The sequence below is a fragment of the Lentzea sp. NPDC003310 genome, from assembly GCF_040610935.1.
Taxonomy (GTDB): domain Bacteria; phylum Actinomycetota; class Actinomycetes; order Mycobacteriales; family Pseudonocardiaceae; genus Lentzea.
Genome location: NZ_JBEXNC010000004.1, coordinates 166,869 through 188,918, shown reverse-complemented (window position 1 = coordinate 188,918; position 22,050 = coordinate 166,869). Strand labels below are relative to the sequence as shown.

General features: G+C 70.1%; 22 protein-coding genes. 7 read left to right on the top strand and 15 right to left on the bottom strand.

The window, feature by feature from the left end; genetic code table 11:
- The first annotated feature begins 1 nt into the window (after position 1).
- Complete coding sequence (locus tag ABZX02_RS08425; RefSeq protein WP_355296134.1) at positions 2-358, top strand: hypothetical protein; 357 nt, start codon at positions 2-4, stop codon at positions 356-358.
- On the opposite strand, the gene ABZX02_RS08420 is transcribed toward ABZX02_RS08425, so the two are convergent.
- The 7 genes from ABZX02_RS08420 to ABZX02_RS08390 all read right to left on the bottom strand — a co-directional run bounded on the left by ABZX02_RS08420 (position 355) and on the right by ABZX02_RS08390 (position 8,679).
- Positions 355-1,278 carry an SDR family NAD(P)-dependent oxidoreductase gene (locus ABZX02_RS08420; RefSeq protein WP_355296132.1) on the bottom strand — a complete coding sequence of 308 codons (924 nt, stop codon included), beginning with the start codon at positions 1,276-1,278 and terminating at the stop codon, positions 355-357. The genes ABZX02_RS08425 and ABZX02_RS08420 overlap by 4 nt on opposite strands.
- A 21-nt stretch (positions 1,279-1,299) precedes the next feature.
- A complete protein-coding gene (locus ABZX02_RS08415) occupies positions 1,300-1,908 on the bottom strand; it encodes a TetR family transcriptional regulator (RefSeq protein WP_355296130.1) in 609 nt (202 codons plus the stop codon).
- A gap of 10 nt (positions 1,909-1,918) precedes the next feature.
- Entirely contained in the window at positions 1,919-3,319 is a 1,401-nt protein-coding gene (locus tag ABZX02_RS08410; RefSeq protein WP_355296128.1) for a fatty acid desaturase, read from the bottom strand.
- 63 nt (positions 3,320-3,382) lie between these two features.
- Positions 3,383-3,751 (bottom strand): hypothetical protein, encoded by a 369-nt coding sequence (locus ABZX02_RS08405; protein ID WP_355296126.1) that lies wholly within the window; start codon positions 3,749-3,751, stop codon positions 3,383-3,385.
- Complete coding sequence (locus ABZX02_RS08400; protein ID WP_355296124.1) at positions 3,738-5,732, bottom strand: hypothetical protein; 1,995 nt, start codon at positions 5,730-5,732, stop codon at positions 3,738-3,740. The genes ABZX02_RS08405 and ABZX02_RS08400 overlap by 14 nt, the downstream gene beginning before the upstream one ends.
- A gap of 44 nt (positions 5,733-5,776) precedes the next feature.
- A complete protein-coding gene (locus ABZX02_RS08395) occupies positions 5,777-8,074 on the bottom strand; it encodes a VIT domain-containing protein (protein ID WP_355296122.1) in 2,298 nt (765 codons plus the stop codon).
- On the bottom strand, positions 8,071-8,679 hold the full coding sequence (locus tag ABZX02_RS08390; RefSeq protein WP_355296120.1) for a MerR family transcriptional regulator: 609 nt from the start codon (positions 8,677-8,679) through the stop codon (positions 8,071-8,073). Before ABZX02_RS08390 ends, ABZX02_RS08395 begins: the two co-directional genes overlap by 4 nt.
- Positions 8,680-8,811: 132 nt before the next feature.
- Between ABZX02_RS08390 and ABZX02_RS08385 the strand changes: the two genes are divergently transcribed.
- The 3 genes from ABZX02_RS08385 (at position 8,812) to ABZX02_RS08375 (ending at position 11,592) form a co-directional block, all read left to right on the top strand.
- Positions 8,812-9,861: a hypothetical protein gene (locus ABZX02_RS08385; protein WP_355296119.1), complete on the top strand. Its 1,050-nt coding sequence runs from the start codon at positions 8,812-8,814 to the stop codon at positions 9,859-9,861.
- The gene (locus ABZX02_RS08380; protein ID WP_355296117.1) at positions 9,858-10,382 is read left to right on the top strand and encodes a GNAT family N-acetyltransferase; all 525 of its coding nucleotides are present in this window, start codon (positions 9,858-9,860) and stop codon (positions 10,380-10,382) included. Before ABZX02_RS08385 ends, ABZX02_RS08380 begins: the two co-directional genes overlap by 4 nt.
- Positions 10,383-10,464: 82 nt before the next feature.
- The gene (locus tag ABZX02_RS08375) at positions 10,465-11,592 is read left to right on the top strand and encodes a BMP family ABC transporter substrate-binding protein (RefSeq protein WP_355296724.1); all 1,128 of its coding nucleotides are present in this window, start codon (positions 10,465-10,467) and stop codon (positions 11,590-11,592) included.
- A 472-nt stretch (positions 11,593-12,064) separates the two neighbouring features.
- Here ABZX02_RS08375 and ABZX02_RS08370 read toward each other — a convergent pair whose 3' ends face one another.
- Both ABZX02_RS08370 and ABZX02_RS08365 read right to left on the bottom strand, forming a co-directional pair.
- On the bottom strand, positions 12,065-12,631 hold the full coding sequence (locus ABZX02_RS08370; protein WP_355296115.1) for a hypothetical protein: 567 nt from the start codon (positions 12,629-12,631) through the stop codon (positions 12,065-12,067).
- Positions 12,632-12,688: 57 nt separating this feature from the next.
- Positions 12,689-13,018 (bottom strand): integrase core domain-containing protein, encoded by a 330-nt coding sequence (locus ABZX02_RS08365; RefSeq protein ID WP_355296113.1) that lies wholly within the window; start codon positions 13,016-13,018, stop codon positions 12,689-12,691.
- Here ABZX02_RS08365 and ABZX02_RS08360 point away from each other — a divergent pair.
- The 3 genes from ABZX02_RS08360 to ABZX02_RS08350 all read left to right on the top strand — a co-directional run bounded on the left by ABZX02_RS08360 (position 12,998) and on the right by ABZX02_RS08350 (position 15,674).
- On the top strand, positions 12,998-14,290 hold the full coding sequence (locus ABZX02_RS08360; protein WP_355296112.1) for a hypothetical protein: 1,293 nt from the start codon (positions 12,998-13,000) through the stop codon (positions 14,288-14,290). The genes ABZX02_RS08365 and ABZX02_RS08360 overlap by 21 nt on opposite strands.
- A 146-nt stretch (positions 14,291-14,436) precedes the next feature.
- Positions 14,437-14,916 carry a hypothetical protein gene (locus ABZX02_RS08355; protein ID WP_355296111.1) on the top strand — a complete coding sequence of 160 codons (480 nt, stop codon included), beginning with the start codon at positions 14,437-14,439 and terminating at the stop codon, positions 14,914-14,916.
- A 251-nt stretch (positions 14,917-15,167) separates the two neighbouring features.
- The gene (locus tag ABZX02_RS08350) at positions 15,168-15,674 is read left to right on the top strand and encodes an NUDIX hydrolase (protein ID WP_355296109.1); all 507 of its coding nucleotides are present in this window, start codon (positions 15,168-15,170) and stop codon (positions 15,672-15,674) included.
- A gap of 32 nt (positions 15,675-15,706) precedes the next feature.
- On the opposite strand, the gene ABZX02_RS08345 is transcribed toward ABZX02_RS08350, so the two are convergent.
- The 6 genes from ABZX02_RS08345 to ABZX02_RS08320 form a co-directional block, all read right to left on the bottom strand.
- Positions 15,707-16,111 (bottom strand): hypothetical protein, encoded by a 405-nt coding sequence (locus tag ABZX02_RS08345; RefSeq protein WP_355296107.1) that lies wholly within the window; start codon positions 16,109-16,111, stop codon positions 15,707-15,709.
- Between the two features lie 54 nt (positions 16,112-16,165).
- Positions 16,166-16,459 carry an acyl-CoA dehydrogenase family protein gene (locus ABZX02_RS08340; RefSeq protein WP_355296105.1) on the bottom strand — a complete coding sequence of 98 codons (294 nt, stop codon included), beginning with the start codon at positions 16,457-16,459 and terminating at the stop codon, positions 16,166-16,168.
- The gene (locus ABZX02_RS08335; RefSeq protein WP_355296103.1) at positions 16,456-17,010 is read right to left on the bottom strand and encodes an integrase core domain-containing protein; all 555 of its coding nucleotides are present in this window, start codon (positions 17,008-17,010) and stop codon (positions 16,456-16,458) included. Before ABZX02_RS08335 ends, ABZX02_RS08340 begins: the two co-directional genes overlap by 4 nt.
- A 12-nt stretch (positions 17,011-17,022) precedes the next feature.
- Entirely contained in the window at positions 17,023-17,358 is a 336-nt protein-coding gene (locus ABZX02_RS08330) for a hypothetical protein (protein ID WP_355296101.1), read from the bottom strand.
- 344 nt (positions 17,359-17,702) lie between these two features.
- A complete protein-coding gene (locus ABZX02_RS08325; RefSeq protein ID WP_355296099.1) occupies positions 17,703-18,686 on the bottom strand; it encodes a hypothetical protein in 984 nt (327 codons plus the stop codon).
- Entirely contained in the window at positions 18,683-22,039 is a 3,357-nt protein-coding gene (locus ABZX02_RS08320; RefSeq protein ID WP_355296097.1) for an SMC family ATPase, read from the bottom strand. The genes ABZX02_RS08325 and ABZX02_RS08320 overlap by 4 nt, the downstream gene beginning before the upstream one ends.
- Between the last annotated feature and the right edge of the window lie 11 nt (positions 22,040-22,050).

The following is a 22,050-nucleotide window of genomic DNA, read 5'->3' as shown; positions in this document are numbered from 1 at the left end:
CATGCCACAGATCACCGTCGAGTACTCCGCCGAACTGGGCGACGGCTTCGACCGCCGCGGTTTCGCGCTCGCCCTGCACCGGACCGTCGGGCCACTGGTGAGCGCGGAGGTGGCGGCGTTCAAGACGCGGTTCCGCCGGATCGAGGAGTCGGTCATCGGCGACGGCTCCCCCGCAGCGATGGTCCACATCCGGGTCGGGCTGCTCCAGGGTCGGCCGGTCGAGCTCAAGCAGGAGGTCGGGCAGGTGGTGATCGGGCTCGCGCGCGACCACCTCAAGCCCGTGGAGGGACTGCCGACCCAGGTGTCGCTGGAGGTCCACGACATGGACCGCGAGCAGTACCAGAAGATCGTCCTCTAAGGCAGGATCCCGGCCGCGCTGGTGCAGTACTGCCAGAACGCGACCACGTCCTCGGGCTTCTCGCCGGTGGTGGGCAGCACGTGGGTGGGGCGTTCCCGGCGGTCGTGCCAGAAGCGTCCGGGTGCGGGGTTGGTCGCGGCCAGCCAGACGACCGTGTCGGCGCCTTCCTCCGGGGTGCGGAGGAAGGCCCTGGTCAGGCGGTGGAACCCCGGCAGCGACCCGGCGACGCCCGGCGTGTCGGCCCAGCCGGGGTGCATGCCGTGCACCTTGATGCCGTCCTGGGCGTAGCGCTCGGTCAGCAACGGCACGAGCACGACCTGCATGCGTTTCGTGCGCGCGTAGGCGGTCGCGCCCTTGTAGGTGCCCTCGCGGTACTCGGGGTCGTCGGCGCGCAGGCGCTGCGTGTACATGCCGCCGGACGAGACGAACACGACGCGCGGGTCCGGCGCGGCCGCGAGCTTCGCGCGCAGCAGGTCGGTCAGCAGCAGCGGGCCGAGGACGTGCGTGGCGAACGTGAGCTCGTGGCCGGCGCCGGTCTCGATCCGCTTCTCCGGCAGGACCCCGGCGTTGTGCACCAGGACGTCCAGCCGGTCGATCTCGGCGGCGAACCGGCGCACGGAGTCCAGGTCCGACAGGTCGCAGAGCCGCACCTCGACGGTCGCCCCCGGCACCGCCGCCGTGATCTCGGCGCGCGCCGCCTCGCCCTTGCGCTCGTCGCGCACCACCAGCACGACGTCCGCGCCGAGCTGCGCGAGCCCCAGCGCCGTGGCCTGGCCGATGCCGGAGCCGGCGCCGGTCACGACGGCCCTGGCGCCGCGCAGCGCGTCCGGCGCGGGGTCGGTCCAGCTCCCGCGCCGCAGGCGGTAGCCCAGCCTCGAGTAGCCGGGTACGACGAGCCGGTCCGCGATGGTGTCGAGCACGGTGGTCACCTCTGGTGTTCGTCAGCCGTACCGCAGCGGTTTCCTCGCGGGCTCCGCGAGCACACGTGACGCGAGCCACGCGAGGCCGTCGGCGGTGGCGGCGGGGGTGCCGGTCGGCTGGACGACGTGGCTGAGCACCGTGCGGGTCATGAGGTCGATCAGCACGTCGATCTGCTCGCCGCTCAGGCCGGTCCGGTACGCCTCGACGCGGGCCGCGAGCATCGCCTTCACCTCAACCAGCAGGGTCTCGGCCTGGGTGGTGAGCAGCGGGACCAGCTCGGTGTCGGCGCCGTGCGTCGCGGAGGCGATGGCGCGGACCAGGAGGTTGCCCTTCGCGAGGTCGAGGACGTCGCGGACGGCGTCGTGGATCGCCTCGACCAGGTCGGCGGGGTGGCGGTCGAACGCGGCGCCGATCGCCGTGAGGAACCGGCCGAGCTCGTGCGCGAGCATGGCGTCGGCGAGCGCGTTCTTCGAGCCGATCTCGTTGTAGACGGTCTGACGGCTGACGCCGACCTGCTCGGCGAGCCGCGTCATGGTGACCGCGGCCCAGCCGTCGCGGGCGGTCATCTCGATCGCCGTCTCGACGATCGGCTGCCGGCGACCGGCCGCCGCTTCCGATGTCCCGCCCATGCCCGTGATCCTAGGCGGACGTCACGCGGCCCGGCGCGACGAAGTCGATCTTTTCGCGCACGCCGCAGTCCGGGCAGCACCACGAGTCGGGGATGTCCGCCCACGCCGTGCCGGCCGGGAAGCCCTCACGCGGATCGCCGGTCCTCTCGTCGTAGACGTACCCGCAGCCGGGGCACATGCCGCCCGCGGTCGCATCGCCCCGGCTGTCCGCCTCGACGATCTCGGTGGTGCCGGTACCGCCGTGACGGGCGAGCACCTTCGCGCGCTTGGCCGGCTGGATGTTGGCGAGGCCGATGTCGCCGCCGAAGTGGGCCTTCACCCTCGGGTCCATGACGCGCCGCCACACGGGCGGCACCAGGGCCAGCAGGATCATGCCCGCGTAGCCGGTCGGCAGCACCGGGGACTCCGCGAAGTCGCGCAGCGTCTGGTAGCGCCGGGTCGGGTTGGCGTGGTGGTCGCTGTGCCGCTGCAGGTGGTAGAGCAGGACGTTCGTGGCGATGTTGTTGGAGTTCCAGCTGTGGCTGGGGTCGACGCGCTCGTACCGGCGGCGTCCGGGCGCCCCGACCATCTGCCGCAGCATCCCGTAGTGCTCCATGTAGTTCACGACCTCCAGCAGCGAGAAGCCGATCACCGCCTGCACCAGCAGGTAGGGCAGGATCCCCCAGCCGAGCCACGCGATCATGGCCGTCCACAGCACCGCCGACATGAGCCACGCGTTGAGCACGTCGTTGCCCAGCCGGTACGGATGCCGGTCGCGCCGGGCGTACCGCTTGCGCTCGAGCCGCCACGCCGACGCGACCGACCCGGCGACCGTGCGCGGCCAGAACCGGTAGAAGCTCTCCCCCACACGACTGCTCGCCGGGTCCTCGGGCGTCGCGACCCGCACGTGATGACCGCGGTTGTGCTCGATGTAGAAGTGGCCGTAGAAGCTCTGCGCCAGCGCGATCTTCGACAGCCACCGCTCGTGGCTCTCCTTCTTGTGCCCCAGCTCGTGCGCCGTGTTGATGCCGATGCCGCCGATGCACCCGATCGACACCGCGAGCCCGATCTTGTCGACCACGGCCAGGTCGCCGCGCGCGATCAGCCAGAACGCCGCCACGAACCCGGCGTACTGGATCGGCAGGAACAGGTAGGTGATCCACCGGTAGTAGCGGTCGTTCTCCAGCCGCTCGATCACGTCGTCGGGCGGGTTGGCGCGGTCGAGCCCGGCGACGAGGTCGATCGCCGGGACGATGACCAGCACCACGATCGGGCCGATCCAGAACCACACGCCCCAGCCCGTGGCCGCGTGCAGCCCGATCGCGAGGAACGCCAGGGACGGCACGACCAGCCCCAGCAACCACAGGTACCGCTTGCCGTCCGTCCACTGCTCGGTTGAGCCGACGGGCACCGTTGCCTTCTTGTCGCTCATGCCAACTCCTCCGGGAGGTTGACAGAACGGTAGGACATGTAAAGCGGGTTTGACAACAGCCGCCTATTTGTAAACCGAGTAGAGCACGGTCGCCCGCCGCTTGTAGGCGACGCCCGCGACGCTCACGCACACGGCGACGTCCGGGCACACGGCGTCGAGCGCCGCGGCGATGTCGTGCACGACCCGCTGCGGCGAACTCCCGCGCCACACCACCACCTCGGCCCGGATCTCGGCACCGGGCTCGATCTCGACGGCCTGCACGGCGGGGTGGCACAGGACGGTCTGCTCGACGAGCGAGAGCCGCTCGTCCTCGGACAGGGGCGTGCGCAACTGGACGACTCGATGGCTGCGGCTGGACAACGTGGTGCGCTCCTCGGTGCGGGGTTGTCCACTCAGGACGGTCGCGGGCGCGCGTTCGTCACGCCCGTTCACCGGAAAGTGGTACGCGCGGTTCGATCCCCTGCAACCTCAGGTAGGCGAGCAACGGCTGGGAGTGGCTGTGCAGGTTCGCGACGGGGTAGGCCTGCATCGCGGTGCCGAACTCGGGCAGCGCCCACGTCTCCCCCGGTCTGTCGCTCTCCGGCGCGAGGTAGCAGTCCGGTCCAGACAGAGTGCCGCTCCACACGTCCGGATAGGCGGCCGTGTGCGCGTGCAGCGTCATGCGCCGCCACTCGTCCCACGCCAAGTCCGGGTCGTATCTGGAGGCCGCCCACACGAGGGTCATGTTGACGGAGAACCACACCTGGCCGTCCTCGCGGTGCCGCGCGCCCAGCGGCGAGCCGGCCCGGCAGGTCTCGTCGATCGTGCGCAGCAACGCGCGTGCTTGGTCTCCAGTCGCGGCGCCGCAGAGGATCGCCCACGGCTGCACCTCCAGCCACAGGTCGTGGTCACCGACGACGGCGCCCGGCCCGTACGCGCGCCGGAACCACCGGCCGTTCCACTCGTCCGCGACCCTCCGCCGCAGGTCTTCGGCCTTGGCGCGCGCTTCGTTCGCGGTGGCGCCGTCGCCCAGCCGCTCGGCAAGTGCCGCGTAGACCGGGAGGACCCAGGCGGCCATGGCGGAGTTCAGCACCGACTCGCCCCGGTCGATCATCACGTCGCGGTCCACTCCGGACTCGGTGATCGCCAGGTCGTTCCAGTCGGCGTTGAGGATGCGGACGTGCCCGTGGTCACCCGTGCCGACGACGTCGGTGAGGAACCTGAATTGGCGCCGCAGGTTTTCGGCCAGCGGGACCGGTTCGGCGCCGTGACACGGGTGGTACGGCACGGGTTCGGCGAACGCGGCCACGTCGCCGGTGGCCGCGGCGTACTCCGCAGCGAGCCAGAGGGCCCAGAGGTTCTGGTCGGAGGGGCGGAAGAGCGTGGTCCACGGCTGCTTGCGGCCGTCGAGCGCGTAGGGCAGGTCGCCGTCCGGGCTGCCCCAGGCGCAGGTGTTGCGCAGGACCGACAGCGCGAGGTCGGGTTCGAGGTGGGCCAGCGGGAGGGCGTGTTGCAGGGGGTCTCTCGCGGCGCCGTTGAAGCCGTGGCGGAAGGAGTAGGCCGAGCCCTGGTCGAGGGTGTGGCCGCCGAGGAGGCCGTCCTGGCAGGCACCGCCGGTGAGGAGGGCCAGGTGCCAGGGGAGTTCGGTGGCCACCTCGGGTGGGGTGGTGGGTGGGAGGGGGTGGATCGGGGTGAGGAGGCGGGCGCGCTGGGCCGCGAGGGTGGAGGCGTAGAGGGTGGCGGGGTCGGTGGGTGCGGTGGCGGGCGATGCCGCGGTGGCCGGGTCCCAGGCGGGGCCGTCCAGCAGCCCGAACCGGAACCACACCACCTCCCGCTCCCCCGGCCCCAACTCCAGCCAGGCCCCCACCCGCAGCACCCCTGCGGTGGTCTCCACCCGCAGCGGCCCGCCTGCGGTCCCCACCCGCTCCCCACCCCACCGCTGCAGCCCCACCACGTCCGGATCCGGCGGCGCCTCCCCCCGCACCGGACCGAACTCCAGGTTCACCTCGCGGGGCCGCACCTCCCACTCCTCGCTGAGCTCCCCGCGCAGCACCTCGTCACCCTGGTTGGTCACGCGGACCCGGATCAGCACCCACGGCACGTCCCCCTCCGGGCACAGCACCGTCCGCTCCACCCCTCCGACGGAGAGCCGGAAGAACGTGGGGCCGAACAGCTTCACCGCCGCCGCGTCCGTCGACACCGCACCGAACCGCGCGATGCCCGTGTGCTCGGCCAGCCACCGGCAGCCCAGGTGCTCGTCCCACACCCCGCAGAGCCCGTCGCTCCCGACGGCCAGGGTCAGGCGGCGGTTGCCGACGTGCACCTGGTGCCGCGACGTCGGCGGGTCGATGATCCGGTCCCACGGCCGGGGGCCTGCCCGGTACTCGAACGCGGGCAGGCCCTCGGCCGTCGTCCACTCCCCGAACGCGCTCACCGGGAAAGCGTTGCGGGAGAAGGGTCACGCGGGCAATCGGCCGATCAGCGCCAGAACCTCCGCCGGCGCTCGGGCTCGGGCGCGTCGCCCACGAACTCGCGCAGCACCTCCAGAGCACGCGCCCACAGGCGGTCCACGTCCCCACCCGCCGTGATCTCCGCCAGCAGGCCGCGCAGGCGGTCGTGCCCGGCGCCGGTGCGGGCGCCGACGAGGATGCCGAGGCGGCTGGCCAGGTCGGCGAGCAGGTCGCGGCGTTCCCACTCGGGCAGTGCCGCGTCCTGTTCCAGGCGCTGGATCTCGCGCGTCACGACGTCGCGCAGGTCGCCCGTGTCCGCGGGCGGCGGCATCTCCGCGGGAGCGGAGACGCGCATGCGCTTCGGTGCGCCGCCGCGCATCATCGGCGCGCCGCCCGGTGCCATCGGCGCGGGAGGCGGCGGGGCACCGAACGCGCCCGCCGGGGCGGCGGCGAAGCTCACCATCGGGGCCGCCATCGGGATGCCCGGCATCTCCCAGCCCGCGGGCTGTTCGACCGGCTGGACGACCCGGTGCACGGTGCCGTCGCCGACGACCCGTTCGTCCACCGCCACGAACGCGGTGAAGCGGCAGAGCACGCCGAACCTCAGCGAGGTCTGCACGATCTGCTGCTCCAGCGTGCGATCGCCTGCGGCGTAACGGTCTTCGAGGTCGCGCAGCGCGGCGCGCGCCCACTGCGCACGGACGGCCGGCGTGTCCTGTGTGAGCACCGGCACCGTCTCCTGCCAGTCCGCGCCGTCGCGGGTGCGGCCGCGCACGACGTACTGCTCCGGCGCGGTGCCGCGGTACCGGCCGGACGCCACCAGCGGCACCCCGGGGTAGATCGCGGTGGGCAGGCGGGGCAGGTCGGAGCCGGGCGAGACCACGACGTCGGTGACGACCGGCGCGCCGATGCGGCGCTGGATGTGCGTCATCGCCTCGTCGAGGCGGTCCTCGCTCTCGACGAGCTCGCAGCGGCCCGCGCCGGCGGCGGCCAGCCTGCCGAGGAAGCCCGCGTTGACGGCGGAGTCGACGCCGACCGCGTGGATCCGCGTGCGGTTGATCAACGGGCTGATGTCGCGCAGCATCTGGTCCTCGTTGCCGACCTGGCCGTCGGTGACGAGCACGAGGACGGGATCGCGGTCCGAGGCGGCGTCGGCGAGCAGTGCGAAGCCCTGGCGCAGTGGTTCGTACATCTCGGTGCCGCCGCGCGCCTGCACCCCCGCGAGGTGCTCGACGGCGCGGAAGCGGTGCCGGTCGGTGCCCGTGACCAGGGCGGAACCGAGGTCTCCCGGCCGTTCCACGCGGTCGTCGAAGGTGATCACGGAGAACGTGTCGTCCGCGGTCAGCGTGTCGACGATGCGGGCGGCGGCGCGCCGGGCCGCGACCATCTTCCAGCCCGACATGCTGCCGGAGCGGTCGAGCAGCAACACGACGTCGCGCGGCCGGACCGGCGACGACGGCTCGGGAGGCAGCACGGTCAGCTGGTAGGTGCCCTCGTCGCCGTCCTCGTCCGGCACGCAGACGACCGCGGACGTGCCACCCTCGTACGCCAGGCGCAGCACGAAGTCGCGGTCGACCCGCTCCCCCGGCCGGATCGACACGGTGGTGCCATCGGTGACCACGGTGTGCAGGCTCGACCGAACCTCGCCCAGCGTGAGCCCGGCCGGGTCGACGGCCACGGTGATCCCCAGCCGCACGGGGTTCGGGAAACCGGGCAGCAGCACCGGCGGCGTGATCCGCGAGGCGTCCGGCACCAGGTCCGTGTCCTGCGCGTGCCCGTCGCCGACGGACGGCCCCGGCAGCGCCGTGCCCGGCACGTACCGGGGCGCCACCACGAGCGGGAACCGGAACGTGGCCGCGCCGTCCTCGAACACCAGCGGCCCGACCGTGGTGAGCTCGACCGTCACCCGCTCGCCCGCGGGGATGTTGCCCACGCGCATGGTGAAGACGTCCGACCGCTCCTCCTCCACGATCGACGCCCGCTTGCCCGCCGCGATCGCGTCGTCGTAGGTCTGCCGGGCCTGCGCGCGCTCCTGCAGGTCGGCCTCCACGGTGCGGTCGCCGGCCGTCATCTTCATGCCGGTGACGGCGGCGCGGTCCGGCAGCGGGAACACGTAGGTGGCTTCGAGCGCGGTGTCGAAGGTGTTGACGAACCCGGCCGTCAGCACGGTTCTGCCGACCAGACCGGTGACCGAGGCGCGCACGTCGAGGCGCTCGAGCGGCAGGTTGCCGCGTTCGGTGCGCAGCGCGCCGACACCCGCGTCCTCGGTCGTCCGGCCGATGCGGTCGGCTTCGACGGCCTTCATCGGGGCGACGGAGAAGGTCATGGGGTTTCCCTTTCGTTGAGCAGGCCGCGGGCGGCGAGCAGGTCGAGCAGTGGCCGGGCGGCGGCGGCGATGGCCGCGCGGTCGGCGTCGGTCGGTGTCCCCGGCACGAGGACGACGGCGCCGCCGCCAAGCGCGACGCCGTTGAGCGCGAACGCCTCGGCAGGTGGGGCGGGTGGGGCGACTGCTGGTGGGGCGGGTGCGTCCACTGGCACCGGCGCTGCCGCAGGTGCCGCGGGCGCGGCCCAGAACCTCGGCCGTACAGCCTCCGGCGGCGGCGCCTCACCCGACGCGAGCAGGTGCTCCGGCACGCGGGCGATCGTCGCGAGCGCCGTCTCGGTGGCGCCCGCCAGTTCGGTCTGGATCTCGGCCAGCGTCCTCCCCTGCGACTGGAGCCTCTTGACCGCCACCAGCTGGAGCAGGTGGCGCTTCTCGTACAACGCGGTGCGGCCGCGCATGGCCGACGGTCTGTCGACCAGGCCCGTCGTCGCGTACCAGCGGACGGCCCGCCGATCGGGCACGTCCCGGACGCGGCCGTTGGGCGCGCCCGAGTACTCCGCCGTCAACGCGGCGGAGACGCGGTCCAGCAGTTCGTCGAGCGTCCACACCACTCGATAGTGACACTGCAACCGTGACAGTGTCAACGTCGAAAACCTGATGATGTTCACGCCCGGTAGCCGGGTAGGGTCCTGCGGGTCCGCGTGCCCCCTGTACACCCCCGACGAAGACGGAGAGCACGAGTGATCACGGACGAGGCCGGCGGCAAGACCGGCCACGACGCCGAGTTGGCACGTCTCAAGACCAAGAAGGCGCAGATCGTGTACGCGCTGGAGCACCTGCCGCGTGGCAGCACGGTCGAAGACGTCCGCCGCTGGTTGAGCAAGCAGGGCCAGGTCGTGCCGAGCCGGCAGCACGCCACCCCGATCGTGAACGACTGGCGCGCCCGCAACGGCGTGACGGACACGGCGGGTCACGTGCTGCTGACGCCCGAGCTGATCGCGAAGCTCGACGAGGCCGAGAACGCCTCCGCCGGCACCGTCGTAACGGCTCCCGTCACCTCCCAGACTCCGGCCGCTCCCCCGGCTCCGGTCGCTCCCCCAGTTCCCGAGGCGGCTCAGCCGACGAAGCCCGCCGGCGCCAAGGGCTTCTACCTCGTCGCCCTCATGAGCATCGGCGTCAGCGTCGACACCTCGTGGCGCTTCTTCGAGCAGCGCCTCGGCATCACCGACGTCGTCGAACGCGTCATCCTGTTCTCCGTCATGGAGGCGGCCCTGGTCGCGTGCGGCTGGGCCATGCGCGGCGGCGTGCGGCAGAACGGCAGTCCCGGCCCCGCGCGCCTCGTCGCCTGGGCGCTGACGGCGTTCGCCGCCTTCGCGGCCTTCAGCCTGTCCGGCCCGGTCGCCGGGTTCGCGCGCGTCCTGCTCGGCCCGGTCCTGGGTCTCGTGATGCTGCACCTCGCGCTCGGCATCGAGATCCGCGCGACCCGTCAGCGCACCACCACGTGGGCGCGCATCGGCCGTGAGCTGCGCGAGCGGCTGCTGTCGCTGCTGAACCTCGGCGACGACGGCCGCGACGCCCTCGCGCGCACCCGCGACAAGGCCGCCCTGCGCGCCGCGAGGCTGTCCGTCGCGAGCAGGTGGACGCCGCGGCGGAAAGCCAGGCTGCGCAGGGCTTTGCACGCCTCGCACGTCGCGCACGACCCCGTGCAGCGCGACCGGATGCTGCGCGAGCTCGGGGTGCTCCAGCACGCCGACGAGCTCGCGAAGACCTCCCAGCCGTCGCCGTGGTGACGCCGGTCCTGATCTCCGACGTCACCCTGGCGGCGGAGATCACCGCCCTGATCAACCGCGTGTACGCCGACGCCGAGAAGGGGATCTGGCTCGAGAACAAGGCCAGGACCACCGAGGCCGAGGTCGCGGGCCTGATCAGGGCGGGCGAGATCGCGGTTGTCCGCGCGGGCGGCCGTGTCGTGGGGTCCGTGCGCGTGCACGAGATCGAGGACGGCGTGGGCGAGTTCGGCATGCTCGTCGCCGCTCCCGAGGAACGCGGCACGGGCATCGGCCGGGACCTGGTGACGTTCGCCGAGGACTGGGGCCGCGGGCGCGGGTTCGCGCAGATGCAGCTGGAACTGCTGGTGCCGCAGACGTGGGAGCACCCGGTGAAGGAGTTCCTGCGCGGCTGGTACACGCGGATCGGCTACGTGCCCGTGCGCAAGGACCGGCTGGAGGACGCCTACCCGTTCCTGGCGCCGCACCTCGCGTGCCCGTGCGACTTCCTCGTGTTCCGTAAACAGCTTGATCCCAGTACGTGAACTCTCAACCGGTTTGGTCGGCGTGCGAGGTAGCGTCCGCCCATCCAAGCCGAGTTTGAGGAGACGAACCGTGCGTCGTCGTATGCGTGGCACCGCCGTGGCCGCGATCGCGCTGACCAGCCTCATGGTGGTGAGCGCCTGTGCCAAGGACTCGGGCGGCGGTACCCAGCCCGCCGCGTCGGGCGGCGGCTGTGAGTTCTCGACGCCCCCGACCGCGCCCGCCACGTCCAGCACCACCGCGGCGAGCGGGGACAAGGTCGACGGCAGCGCGTTGAAGATCGGTCTGGCCTACGACATCGGCGGCCGGGGCGACGCGTCGTTCAACGACCTCGCCGCCGCCGGGTTCGACCAGGCGATCAAGGACATGGGCGTCAAGAAGGAGAACACCCGCGAGCTCTCCGCCGCGCCCAACGAGGACGAGTCCGCGAAGCAGACCCGCCTGCGCCAGCTCGCGTCCGAGGGCTTCAACCCGATCGTCGGCGTCGGCTTCGCCTACACCGAGTCGCTCAAGGTCGTCGCCCCCGAGTTCCCGAACGTCAAGTTCGGCCTGGTCGACTCCGCCGTCGAAGGCGCCGCGAACGTCACGCCGCTGGTCTTCGCCGAGCACGAGGGCGCGTTCCTCGCGGGTGTCGTCGCCGCGTACCAGAGCAAGAAGTGCCACGTCGGCTTCGTCGGCGGCGTGGACATCCCGCTGATCCAGAAGTTCGAGGCGGGCTACAACCAGGGCGCGAAGGCCGCCGCGCCGAAGGTGCAGATCGACAAGAAGTACATCACCCCGGCCGGCGACTTCACCGGCTTCCAGGACCCGCCCAAGGGCCAGGAGGCGGCGAAGGGCCTGATCGACAAGGGCGCCGACGTCGTCTACCCGGCGGCGGGAGCGTCCGGCATCGGCGTGTTCGCCGCGGTGAAGCAGGCGGGCGTGCTGGCGATCGGCTGCGACGCCGACCAGTACAACCAGCCCGCGGTCGCGGCGAACCGCGACGTGATCGTGGCGTCGAGCCTCAAGCGCGTGGACGTCGCCGTGTACGACTTCTTCCACGCGGCCGCGAAGAACGACCTCGCGTCGCTGCCCAAGGTCTTCGACCTCAAGTCCAACGGCATGGGTTACGCGACGTCGGGCGGCAAGATCGACGCGAAGTTGCAGGGCATCCTCGAGGGCTACAAGCAGCAGATCGTCGAGGGCAAGATCAAGGTCGCCGACACCCTCTAGCGGCCGAACGGGCGAACGGAAGGGCACGGAGATCAACTCGATAGGTTGATCTTCGTGTTCCCGAGTGGTCGCCTGCGCGTCCTGGTCGACGCCCCGTGGTTCAGCTATGGCATCTCACCGTGCTGACCTGCGGAAATGCAACTCTTGCAGGTCAGCCCGGGTCGGTTTAGCCACGTTGAGGACCGTTGGGGCACGTTCAACGCACGGTTCTGCTCCCCAACGCTTGCCGATGTGCGCTCCCAACCAGCGGCAAGCTCCTACGTCGCCCGCTGCAACCGGCCTCTGAGGACGATGAGAGAACAGCGGAGGTGCGGGAGCGCCTTTGAAGATGCTTTCGTGCCAACGGTCATACTCGCCAAAAAAGCAGGCTCCCCAATCACGACCTGCGATTGCCGAGGAAGGGGCACCTCGACGGCCGAGCCCGCCTGGCAGTACCTAGCCGTCCTCTCTCGCAGCAGCGCCAAGCCGCTACTCACAGGTGGTCCGAGTAGCAATAGCGCAAGTCGTACGCTCCAGCGGAGCCCATGTGCGGCAGTAGCCAGCGCAGCTCACCGTCGTCATAGGCTGCGGTGAATCCGTCGAAGAGCGCGCCGTCCTGGAGCGCCGCGAGCAGTCGCTGGACCACCTCGTCGAATGAGGTGGCCAGGTGGTGGACGAACTCACCCGCCTCGGGCGTTGCGAGAAAGACGTTCTCGTCGTGATCACAGACGAGGACGCCGCCGGTTCCGTTAACTCCGATGATGATCCAATCTGGTCTCCACGGCCCGTGCGGGAAGTTGACTTTCGCTTCGCGCCACAGGTTCCAGTAGCGAATGGCTGAACCAACGTCAAGAAACACGAACTGCGGCACGACTTCCAGCGCCCCCACAGCTGCTGTGCCGTCGTGCCACTCCCAGAGGGCAGCGACGTCCGCGGGGATGTCCACGCGTGACCGCAGAGCGTCGAACACTTCTGGCCGGGCGGCTGGTCTCAACGACTTGTGCGTCACCGGTGCCTTCGCACGCAGGATCTCCTCGATCTGTGACAGAGCAGCCTTCACGTCGCCCACCTTCCCTCACGTCGCAGCAATCAGCACGCCCGACCCGAAGAATCGATCTCATCGATCATGGTCCAGGCGGTACCTCCGTCGACACGGACCCTGACGTAGCGGGCCTGCGCGTTCAGATCGTGTACCGCACGAAAAGTCGTCGCTGCATCTCAAGCTGCATATTGGCACTCGTTGGTCGCGAGCCTGGTGAGGCCGGTGCTCGTTGTAGTGCGTTTGGTAGGCCGCAATTACATGGCGCGCGTGACCTTCTCCCGTGACGAGGACGTGGTCGAGGGTCTCGCGGCGGATGCTGCCTGGTGCAGCAGAGCCCTGAGTGCTTCTGGGATATTCCGGATCCCATTGCCTACAGTCTCTGGAATGGGGGACATCACAAACCACATCGTCTGGTCTGAACTGACCCACAACTACGGTGACGCCTCGGACATCCCGGACCTGCTGCGGGCATGCGCCGATCCTGACCCTGAGACGGCGTGCGACGCACTCGACGACCTGTCCAACAAGCTCTACCACCAAGGTGGCTGGGTCTGCTCCGCCGCGTCGGCCGCGCTGCCGCTGCTGGCCGACCTCGCCTGCGACCGTGCTGTGCACCATCGGCACGAGGTGGTCAATCTGATCGGCTCAGTGGCCCGCGAGGCTGTCACCGTGTCCGGCAGGTTCGTCGATCGCGGGTGGCTGCCCGCGCTGGAAGCCACCAGACCTCGGCTACTCCCGTTGCTGGACGACTCGGACGTACTCGTGCGTCGCGAAGCGACTTTGCTCGTGGCGGACGGCATCCGGCACCGCGAGTCGGTGACTGCGCTGCGCCGTCGTTGGGCGGTAGAGACCGACCACGTCACCCAGGCCGATCTCCTGCTCGCATTGGGCACCGCGTGCGCCTGGACGTCGGACGAGACACTGCGCGCCGAATTGACCGCGTTGCTGACCGATGACGATCTCCAGCTGCGCCTGGCCGCCGTGCACGCGTTGGCCAAATCCGATCCGACAGTTGCGGCACACCAGGTCGAAACCCTGATCCGGGCAGTGCTGAACCCCGACGCCGCGCTGTGGCGGGACTCCGCGTGGATCGGCGGCACACCTGCCACGATCGTGCACGCTACCGGCGCTCTGCTTGCCGCTGATCCGGTCGCGGCCACCGCTTTCGCCATCGGGGCGGCCCGCGACGACGACCCGCAACGACGTACGGCCGCCCTCGGGCACGCACAACAGGTGCTCGCCCAGTGGCGCACCGCCACCGACGGGCTCCTGCCGCTACTGACAAGGAGTCTCGACGACGACACACCCGAGGTCCGATACCGCGCGGCGGCCCTGCTCGCGTGCCTGGGCTCCGACGCTGCCGATCATGCTGATGAGCTGGTCGCCCGCACCACGGATTCGGCGCTACGAGACACCCGCGTCCAGACCACCGTCGGCGACGCGGCGGTGTGGGCGCTGGCCCGCCAAAACCATCCAGCCTGTCTGCCCGGCCTGGTGGAACGACTGTCCGGCGATCGCCTGGGTTTCAGCACGACGCGCAGCTACTTCGGCCGGGACATCCTCATGCTGGCTCAGCCGGCCATCTGTGAGGTGCTGATCCCGCTGCGCCGCCATGCCGACGTTCTGCTCGGCCCGCTCGCCGCCCGACAGGACCTCGCCCGGACCTGTGTCAAGTAGTCGAGGTCTAAGGCCCCGACGCTGCCGCGGCGCTTCCCGCCCTCGTGGACGCGGCAGCCGACGAGAAGCTCCGCGCTCAGGCAGCGAAAGCGATCGGAGCCATTGGCCCGGCGGCCGCGGACGCAGCGCGAACGTTGCTTCGTGACGTGGACATTCCGGCTGTGGCGTGGACGCTGTGGCGCACCGGCGCCGACCCCGACCTCGGCCTCACCGCCTTGACCCGCCACCTGACCCGACCCGAGCCCCGGCACACCACCATCGCGTTGGTCGCCGATCTCGGCCACGACGCCGCCGCGTGCGCCGACGCCCTGCGGGGGTTGACCCGCTCCGCTGACCCCTGGATGCAGGCCGAGGCGGCTCACGCCTTGTGGCGGGTCACCGGCGATCCAGCCGAAGCCACAGCTGTTCTCACCGAACTGTCGCAGCCTCTGGCACAGGCCGACTGCCTACCTGCCCGCATCGCCGCCCTGTGCCACCTGGTCGACATCGGAGTGGTCGATGCACGTATCCGTTCAATGGCGGAGTCCATCATCGCCAACCCGCAGCGGATCGCCTACTCCGGAGGATGGCGTTCCTTCACCGAAGACGAGCAGGTCAGAGCTGCCGCGTCCGCACTACTGCGTTGACCGCCTGGCCAAGTACAGAACGATGAACTCGTCGCCGCTGGAGCCATGGACGCGGATGATGTCGACGATCTGGCGCGATCACATAACCGAGGACCGCTGACCTGCGCCAGCTCAAGAATCTGGCATCGATCTGGCACGAATCTCGCAATCACGGCCTCTACCTGCGACCAAGCGCTGATCGTCGACGGATTCACGATCGGGTGATTGCCCCCGCTGAGAACACCGTGACTGTGCTGGCTAGGGTGCCACGAGTGACCACATCGGAGTCTTCGGACAAGGTGCTGCCTGTCGAGCAGTACGTGGCCGGCTTGGCCCGCAAGCGCATGGCCGCCGGGGTGTTGTTCCGCGACAAGGCGGGCAGGGTGCTGTTGCTCGAGCCGTCCTACAAACCGAACTGGGAGATTCCCGGCGGCGCGGTTGAAGCGGACGAGTCGCCGTGGGCGGCGGCGACCCGTGAGCTCGCCGAAGAGGTGGGGTGGGAACGGCCGCTGGGCCGGCTGCTCGTGGTGGACTACGTGCGGCCTCAGGACTCCCGCCCTGAGGGTGTGGTGTTCGTCTTCGACGGTGGTGTGCTGGACGAAACCGATCTGGTCGGCATGGTCTTCACGGACGGCGAGATCCTCTCCGCCGGCTTCCACAGCCTGGACGAAGCTCGCAGCAAGGTGAAGCCAATGATGGCCGACCGTCTGGCAGTCGCGTTGCAGGCCGCTGAGCAGAACGCGACAGCGTTGTGCGAGCAGGGCCAGCGGGTCGCGTAGTCAGGCTGATCAGGCCATCAGCGAGACCGGGTTCAGTTGATCTCGCGGCGCCGAACCGCGTTCGTACCGTCCTTTGTGGTCGAGTGCTGCTTGCCCGCTGTCCGGTACAGGCTGTCGTGGATGCCGTCGGCGTAGAGCAGCCCGCTCAAGTCCCGGCGCGTCTTGGCGGTCTGGCAGTCCGCACGGAAACCTGACGCCCCGAGCAGGAGCGCGAGTTCCGCGGTGGCGAAGTTGGCGGTGTCGATGCCATGAGCCTTCGTCGCCGCGCCCCACAGCTCCGCGTCAGCGTGTACGCCTTCCGCCAGTTGACCGGCCATGACGGCTCCCAGAAGTGCAGTCGCCAGCTGGACGTGGGTGCAGCCAAGGGTGATCAGCGCTGAGTCACGCAGCCTGCGCAAGTCGCCGGTGGCTATTCGCTCGGAAAGCCGGGCGCTCACGGTGTCGAAGACTGCGGCCGCGCCGCCGAGCGCGGCGACGGTGACCAGCGGTCGTTAGCTGGCGAAGTGCTCGCGCAGCAGAGCCATACCGTCTCCGTGCAGGACATCTTCTGGCCGGACCTTCACCGCGTCGAGGCCCAAGACGCCCCAGGTCCATCCGGCGAGCCCGGTCGGCGGAATCGGCTGTCGGAGCAGGCCCGGCTCGTCCGCGTCGACCGCTGCGGCGACGAGTCGACCGTCCGGAGCGCGGAAGAACAGCACGAACACGGCGGCTTCGGCCAGGCGGCTTATCCAGGTCTTCCGGCCGGTCACCCTGTGCGTGCCGAAAATTACGTCCACACAGGTCAAGCAGCAGGCCGATACTCGTGGAGGACTCCACCGAGACGGTCCCGTCGAAGTACCGCAAGGCGTTCGATCCGGTCAGGTCCAAGGGGCTGGCGCCGGGCTCGCAAGGGTGCTGCTGCGGCGAGGGATCGGTGGGTGCGGTGCTGGTTGTAGTGCCGCTCGTACTCACGCAGCGCGTGCCGAAGATGAGCCTCGTTCCAGATCAGGGTGCGGTCCAAAAGCTCGCCGCGCAGCGACTTGACCCAACGTTCCATGATCGCGTTCATGCGAGGCACCCGCACACCGGTCAGAATTGTCGCGATCCCGGCGCCGCTGAGGATCTCGTCGATCAGTGCCGGGTACTTGCCGTCGCGGTCGCGAATAAGGAACCTGATCCGCGCGACGTATCCGGTGTCCTCGAGGTCCATGAGCAAGTTGCGGATCGCCTGGGTGACCCAGACATGGGTGGGGTGCGCGGTCGTGCCGACTATCCATACACGCCGGCTGGCGTGGTGGACGGCGGCGAAAATGTACTGGCGCTGACCGGCCAGCGTGACCGTCTCAACAAAATCCATCGCCAGGATCGCCTACGCCTGCGAACGCACGAACTCCGCCCAGGTAACGGTCGTCCGACGCGGGCCCAGATCGATACCGGCAGTCCTGAGGATCTCCCACACCGTCGACGCGGCGACCACGACACCGAGAAGCGCGAGCTCACCGTGGATACGTCGATATCCCCACGACGGGTTCTCGGCCGCCAGCCGCAGGACAAGACGGCGGATCGAAGCGACCGCGCGCGGACGCCCAGGCCGACGGTTCACGCTCAAGCGGGCATGGCGACGCTTGATCAGGTCGCGATGCCACCTCAGCACCGCATCCGGGCTCACCAGCAGCCGGAGCCGGCGTAACGACGCGCGAGCCAAGGCACGAGCAAGGCCGCGAGCAACGCCCTGTCCTCTGACCGCAATCGTGGACGCTGATCACCGAGCTGCCGACGCAGGACCCGAGTTGGTGGCGCAACGCGAGGATCTAGACATCCTTCTCCCGCTCGGTCCTACGCAGCAGCCACAACGTTGCCAAGACCTGAGAGACGGCAAGGTAGGCGAAGCGACCAGCACGGCCGCGACCATGCCCGATGACGACCGCTACCCACCGACGCCTACCGACCTGCACGGACGTATTTCTCGGCACGCACACGTTCGGGCAGGGAAACGTGCACGCACGGGCAACCGGTCGTCAGCCGTGCAGGACGCTTGCCTGAGAACTTCTAAGTGAAGTGCGCGGCGGCACGCAGCCCGCGGTACAGCAGCTGTTGGTCGCCGAGCCGGTGGCGCAGGTTCTTCTCCAGGCCGGCGATCGGGTAGAGGTTCTGCGGCGCACGGGCGTCCTTATACTCGGCCGACGCGTACCGTCCCAGCACCGACTGCGTCAGGTTCGCCAGAGCCACCACGTCCGCGGGGCTGAGACCTTCGTTGGCCTCCACCCGAACGACGCCCGCCCACGGTGATCCAGAACCGTGTGGCAGCCGCAGGTACCAGGAGTACCGTTCCCAGGTGGTGCCCATCCGGAACACGGGTGTGCGATGTCCCGCGGCCATGGCCGGGACCATCGCGTTGAGCCGGTCGGGCAGGTAGAACTTGTTGTGGCTCTTGATGTAGCCGACCGCACGTTCCAGGTGCTCGCGGCCGCGCAGCTGACCGTCGACGACGAGCAGGTCGTTGGCGGCGTTCAGCGTCTCCCGTGCCCGCGCTGCGGTCTCGATCTCCAGGAGCGTCAGCTTCTCCTGCAACGCCGAGGACAGCACGACCTGCAGGCTCAGCTGCGGCTTCTCCCGCACCACCACAGCCTCGTAGGCGTCGAACGGCGTCTCGATGTTCTGCACGTGCACGGAGGTGCTGAACACTCCTCTCGCGTGCTTCGGGTGGACGACCTCGGCGCGGCTGTCCTGACACACCACCACGCCGGCCGCGTAGGAAGCGCAGATGCCGAGCGCCGCGGTGTCGTCGCCCTCGTCGATCCAGACTTGCGCGTCGATGCGCCGCACCCCGTCGACGAACAGCACCGCGTCGGGTTCGGTGATCCCCGTGGTGGGGCCGACGGGGCGCCACGACGCCTCCGGCACCTCGACGCCGAGGTCGAGCTCCGCCTTGGACTGGCTCAGCTCCTCGTCGACGTCCAGGGAGGAGCCGTAGCCGATCTCCCAGCCCTCGACGTTGAACCGCATCGGCGGAGCGACCGGTGGTGCGTTCACAAGGACTCCCTGACGATGCGTGAGCTGGCAGCGTCCCTGACGACGCGGAACCGGACGGGTACGCGTTCGGCGAGCGCGCCGACGTGGGTGATGATGCCGACCATCCGCGATCCCGAGTTGGCGAGGTTCTCCAGCGTTGAGGCGACGGTGTCGAGCGTGTCCTCGTCCAGGGTGCCGAAGCCCTCGTCGAGGAAGATCGAGTCCAGTCGCGCCGCGCCTTCCGCCGCCAGCGCGCCCATCTGCGACGACAGTGCGAGCGCGAGGGCCAGCGACGCCTGGAACGTCTCACCGCCGGACAGCGTCTTGACCGGCCGGTCGGCATCGGCCTCGTTGTGGTCGACGACGTGGAACTCGCTCTTGCTGTAGGTGAGGTCGAACTGGCCACCGGACAGCTCGAACAGCAACGCCGACGCTTCCTTGACGAGCGTGTCGATCGCGCTGTCCACAAGCCACCGCTGGAACTTGTCGGACCGCAGGTGGTCGGCGAGCAGCCGGGCGACCTGGGACTGCTCCTCGGCGTCGCGGATGTCAGCGCGCAAGCCGGCCCGCTCCGCGAGACGTTCTGCCATGCGCCGGTGCTCGCTCCGGGCTTGGGTGAGCGCGGTGGCCACGGCGACCGCAGCCTTCTCCCCCACCGGTTGACCAGCCGAGACTTCCGCCGCCTGCAGGTCGGTCGTGAGCTCCTGTTCGAGCCGGTCGAGAAGCGTCCGGGTGTCATTCACAGCGGCGGTGGCGGTATCGAGCCGCGCGGCGCTCTGTTCGGCTTTCTCCTGTGCCCACTGCACCAGCGACGTCCAGGCGGTGTGGAGGTCGCTCGGATCCAGTTCGGGAGCGCCCAGTGCGGCGAGCGGATCGCGGGCTCGGCCGAGACCCTGCCTCGCTCGTGCGACCACCTGGTCCACCTCGCGGACGGCAGTGTCAGCGGTGCCGAGGTGCGCGCGGGCCTCCGTCAGGCCGCTGTGCGTCCGCTCGACCGTGTTCTCCAGGATGGCGATGCGGGCGAGCTCTCGCTCGACATCCATGGCGGGCTGCGCGCCGTCCAGGAGTCTTTCCAGTTCGGCGCGGCGTTTTCCGCGTTCGTCGAGCTGGGTCGTCAACCCCTGCAGGCTGAGCTTCGCTTCCACAGCGAGCTTCTGGCACATCTCGAGATCCGCGCTCGCAACGGTGAGAGCCTGTTCTGCCGCTTCGTGAACGGATTGGGCCGACGCGGCCGATTCGGAGAGAACGGGAAGATCGGCGGCGCGAGCGGCCAGAGCGTCCCCCACCCATGCCGTGAACTGGTCCCAGGCCGTTCGAACGTCGGCCTCGTCGAGGTGCGGTGCGCCCAGTGTCACCAGAGGATCGCGGTGCCGTCGCAAAGTCGTGCGCATGACATCCAGCGCTGTCGAGACATCAGCGGTGGCCTGGTGCGCTGCTTCGCGTTCCTCCCTGGCCTCGGTCAGCTCGCGGTGCAGGTCGGTCACGCGCTGCTCGGCCTTCGCGCGAACGTTGAGATCGGCCTCGAACCGCGTCACGATCGCGGACGCCCGGTGCACCACCTCACCGAGAACGTCGTCCGTGAGCGGAACGTCCGCGTCGATCACGGCGAGCACCTGCCGCGCCTTGGCGAGTTCGGCAGCGCGGGTGTCGAGAGTGCGCTCCACGACGCTCTGCAGTCGGCGGAGCACCTCGGCCGCACCTTCCTGGCCTCGTGTGGCGGCCGCTCGGTCGGCACGCGCGGCGGTCAGGGAGGCGACTTCGTGTGGAGGCGGCACTGTGTGCACGTCCTGGTCGCAGACCGGGCACGGTTCGCCGGGGACCAACTGCTCCCGGAGAACGGCCGCGCGGTTGGCCACCTCGGCGGCCGCGACCGCCTGCTCGGCCTCCGCGAGCACCTTGACAGCCGCATCGTGTTCCGCGGTGACTCGTGCGAGGTCGGCCTGCTGTGTGGCGAGCCTCGGAACGTCGGCCAGTTGTGCGGTGCAGATGTCGCGGACCGTGCGAGCGTGGTTCAGCACCTCGCTCAGTGACGAGGCGGACGGCAGCCCGGCCACAGCGGCGCGGGCCTCGGCATCTGCTCGTTCCGCAGCCGCCACGCGGAGCTCAGCGGCCGCTGTCAGGTCACGGGCCTGCTCACCGGCGGCGACCACGGCGGCCAGGTCCGCGGGTGCTTCCACAGCGGCCAGGAGATCGTGTTCCCGTCGCACGCCAAGGACCTGGGCGGCTGTCTCGGCTGCGGTCCGGCCGGCCGCGTCACGGTGTTCGAGGGCAAGACCGGCCTTCACCGTGGCCTGGGCGACATGCTCGTCCTTGCCACGGACGACTTCGGCGGAGATCTCCTGCAAACTCTGCAGCTCGGGCAACGCCGAGGTCGTCTCGGCGAGCTCCGCCCACCGCCTGCGCGTCTCCTCCAACGCGCTGCGGTCCGGCGCGTTGCGAAGCTCGGCCCGCGCCACGTCGTCGGCCTTCTGCGCGGCGTCGCACGCGGTCTTGGCGGCGGTCTGCACCGTCAAGGCCGCGCGCAGGTCGCGGTGGAGACCGGCAACCTCCGCGGGAACCTCGATCCCGGTGAGGTGGGCGCGTTCTGCTTCCAGCGTCCGCACCTGCCCCTGTGCCGCGTCGTGCTCGGTGGCGACCGCGGCCATCTCCGGCAGCGCACTGTCGACGCGGTCGGTCAGCTTCTCCAGCACTCCGACACGGGCGGCCAGCAGCTCTACGGCGGCCTCGGTGACCTCCGTGTAGGCCCCGAGCCGACCGCTCAGCACGTCGGCGCGCTGGCGTTGGTCGGTCGCCCTGGTGCCCGCGCTCTGGGCGATCTTCTTGTAGACCTCCCACCCCAGCAGCTTGACCAGGATCTCCTGCCGATCCCCCGCTTTCGCCCGGAGGAACTTGGCGAACTCACCCTGTGGCAGCGCCACGCAGGCGCAGAAGTGCTTGAAGTTCAGGCCCAGCAACCGTTCCACCGCGGCTGTGACCTCGCCGTCGGACGCCAGCACCTCGGTCTCGTCCTCGGCATCACCGACTGCGGTGGGTTCCGCGAACCGCTCGAGCCGGACGCTCCTCACGCTGACACCGGCGTTCTTGCCCCGGGAGCGGCGCACCTCGCGCACAACGCTGTAGCGGGCACCACCGACGTCGAACACCAACCGCACCACGCCCCGGTTGACAGTAGCGGCCAGCGCGGACTGCACCTTCGTCTCGTGCTCCCAGCGCGCGACCGTGCCGTACAGGGCGAACGTCATCGCGTCGATGACCGTGCTCTTGCCCGCGCCGGTCGAGCCGACCAGCACGAAGTAGTCGGTGTCGTCGAACCGCACCTCGGCACGTTCGCGGAACGACGCGAACCCTTCCATCTGCAGCAACACGGGCCGCATGAGCCGATCCC

Coding starts and splice junctions, on each gene's coding strand:
- ABZX02_RS08415 (WP_355296130.1), bottom strand. CDS start 1,908: ATGGGCGGGACATCGGAAGCGGCGGCCGGTCGCCGGCAGCCGATCGTC.
- ABZX02_RS08425 (WP_355296134.1), top strand. CDS start 2: ATGCCACAGATCACCGTCGAGTACTCCGCCGAACTGGGCGACGGCTTC.
- ABZX02_RS08395 (WP_355296122.1), bottom strand. CDS start 8,074: ATGACCTTCTCCGTCGCCCCGATGAAGGCCGTCGAAGCCGACCGCATC.
- ABZX02_RS08335 (WP_355296103.1), bottom strand. CDS start 17,010: ATGGATTTTGTTGAGACGGTCACGCTGGCCGGTCAGCGCCAGTACATT.
- ABZX02_RS08360 (WP_355296112.1), top strand. CDS start 12,998: ATGGGGGACATCACAAACCACATCGTCTGGTCTGAACTGACCCACAAC.
- ABZX02_RS08375 (WP_355296724.1), top strand. CDS start 10,465: ATGCGTGGCACCGCCGTGGCCGCGATCGCGCTGACCAGCCTCATGGTG.
- ABZX02_RS08320 (WP_355296097.1), bottom strand. CDS start 22,039: ATGCGGCCCGTGTTGCTGCAGATGGAAGGGTTCGCGTCGTTCCGCGAA.
- ABZX02_RS08410 (WP_355296128.1), bottom strand. CDS start 3,319: ATGAGCGACAAGAAGGCAACGGTGCCCGTCGGCTCAACCGAGCAGTGG.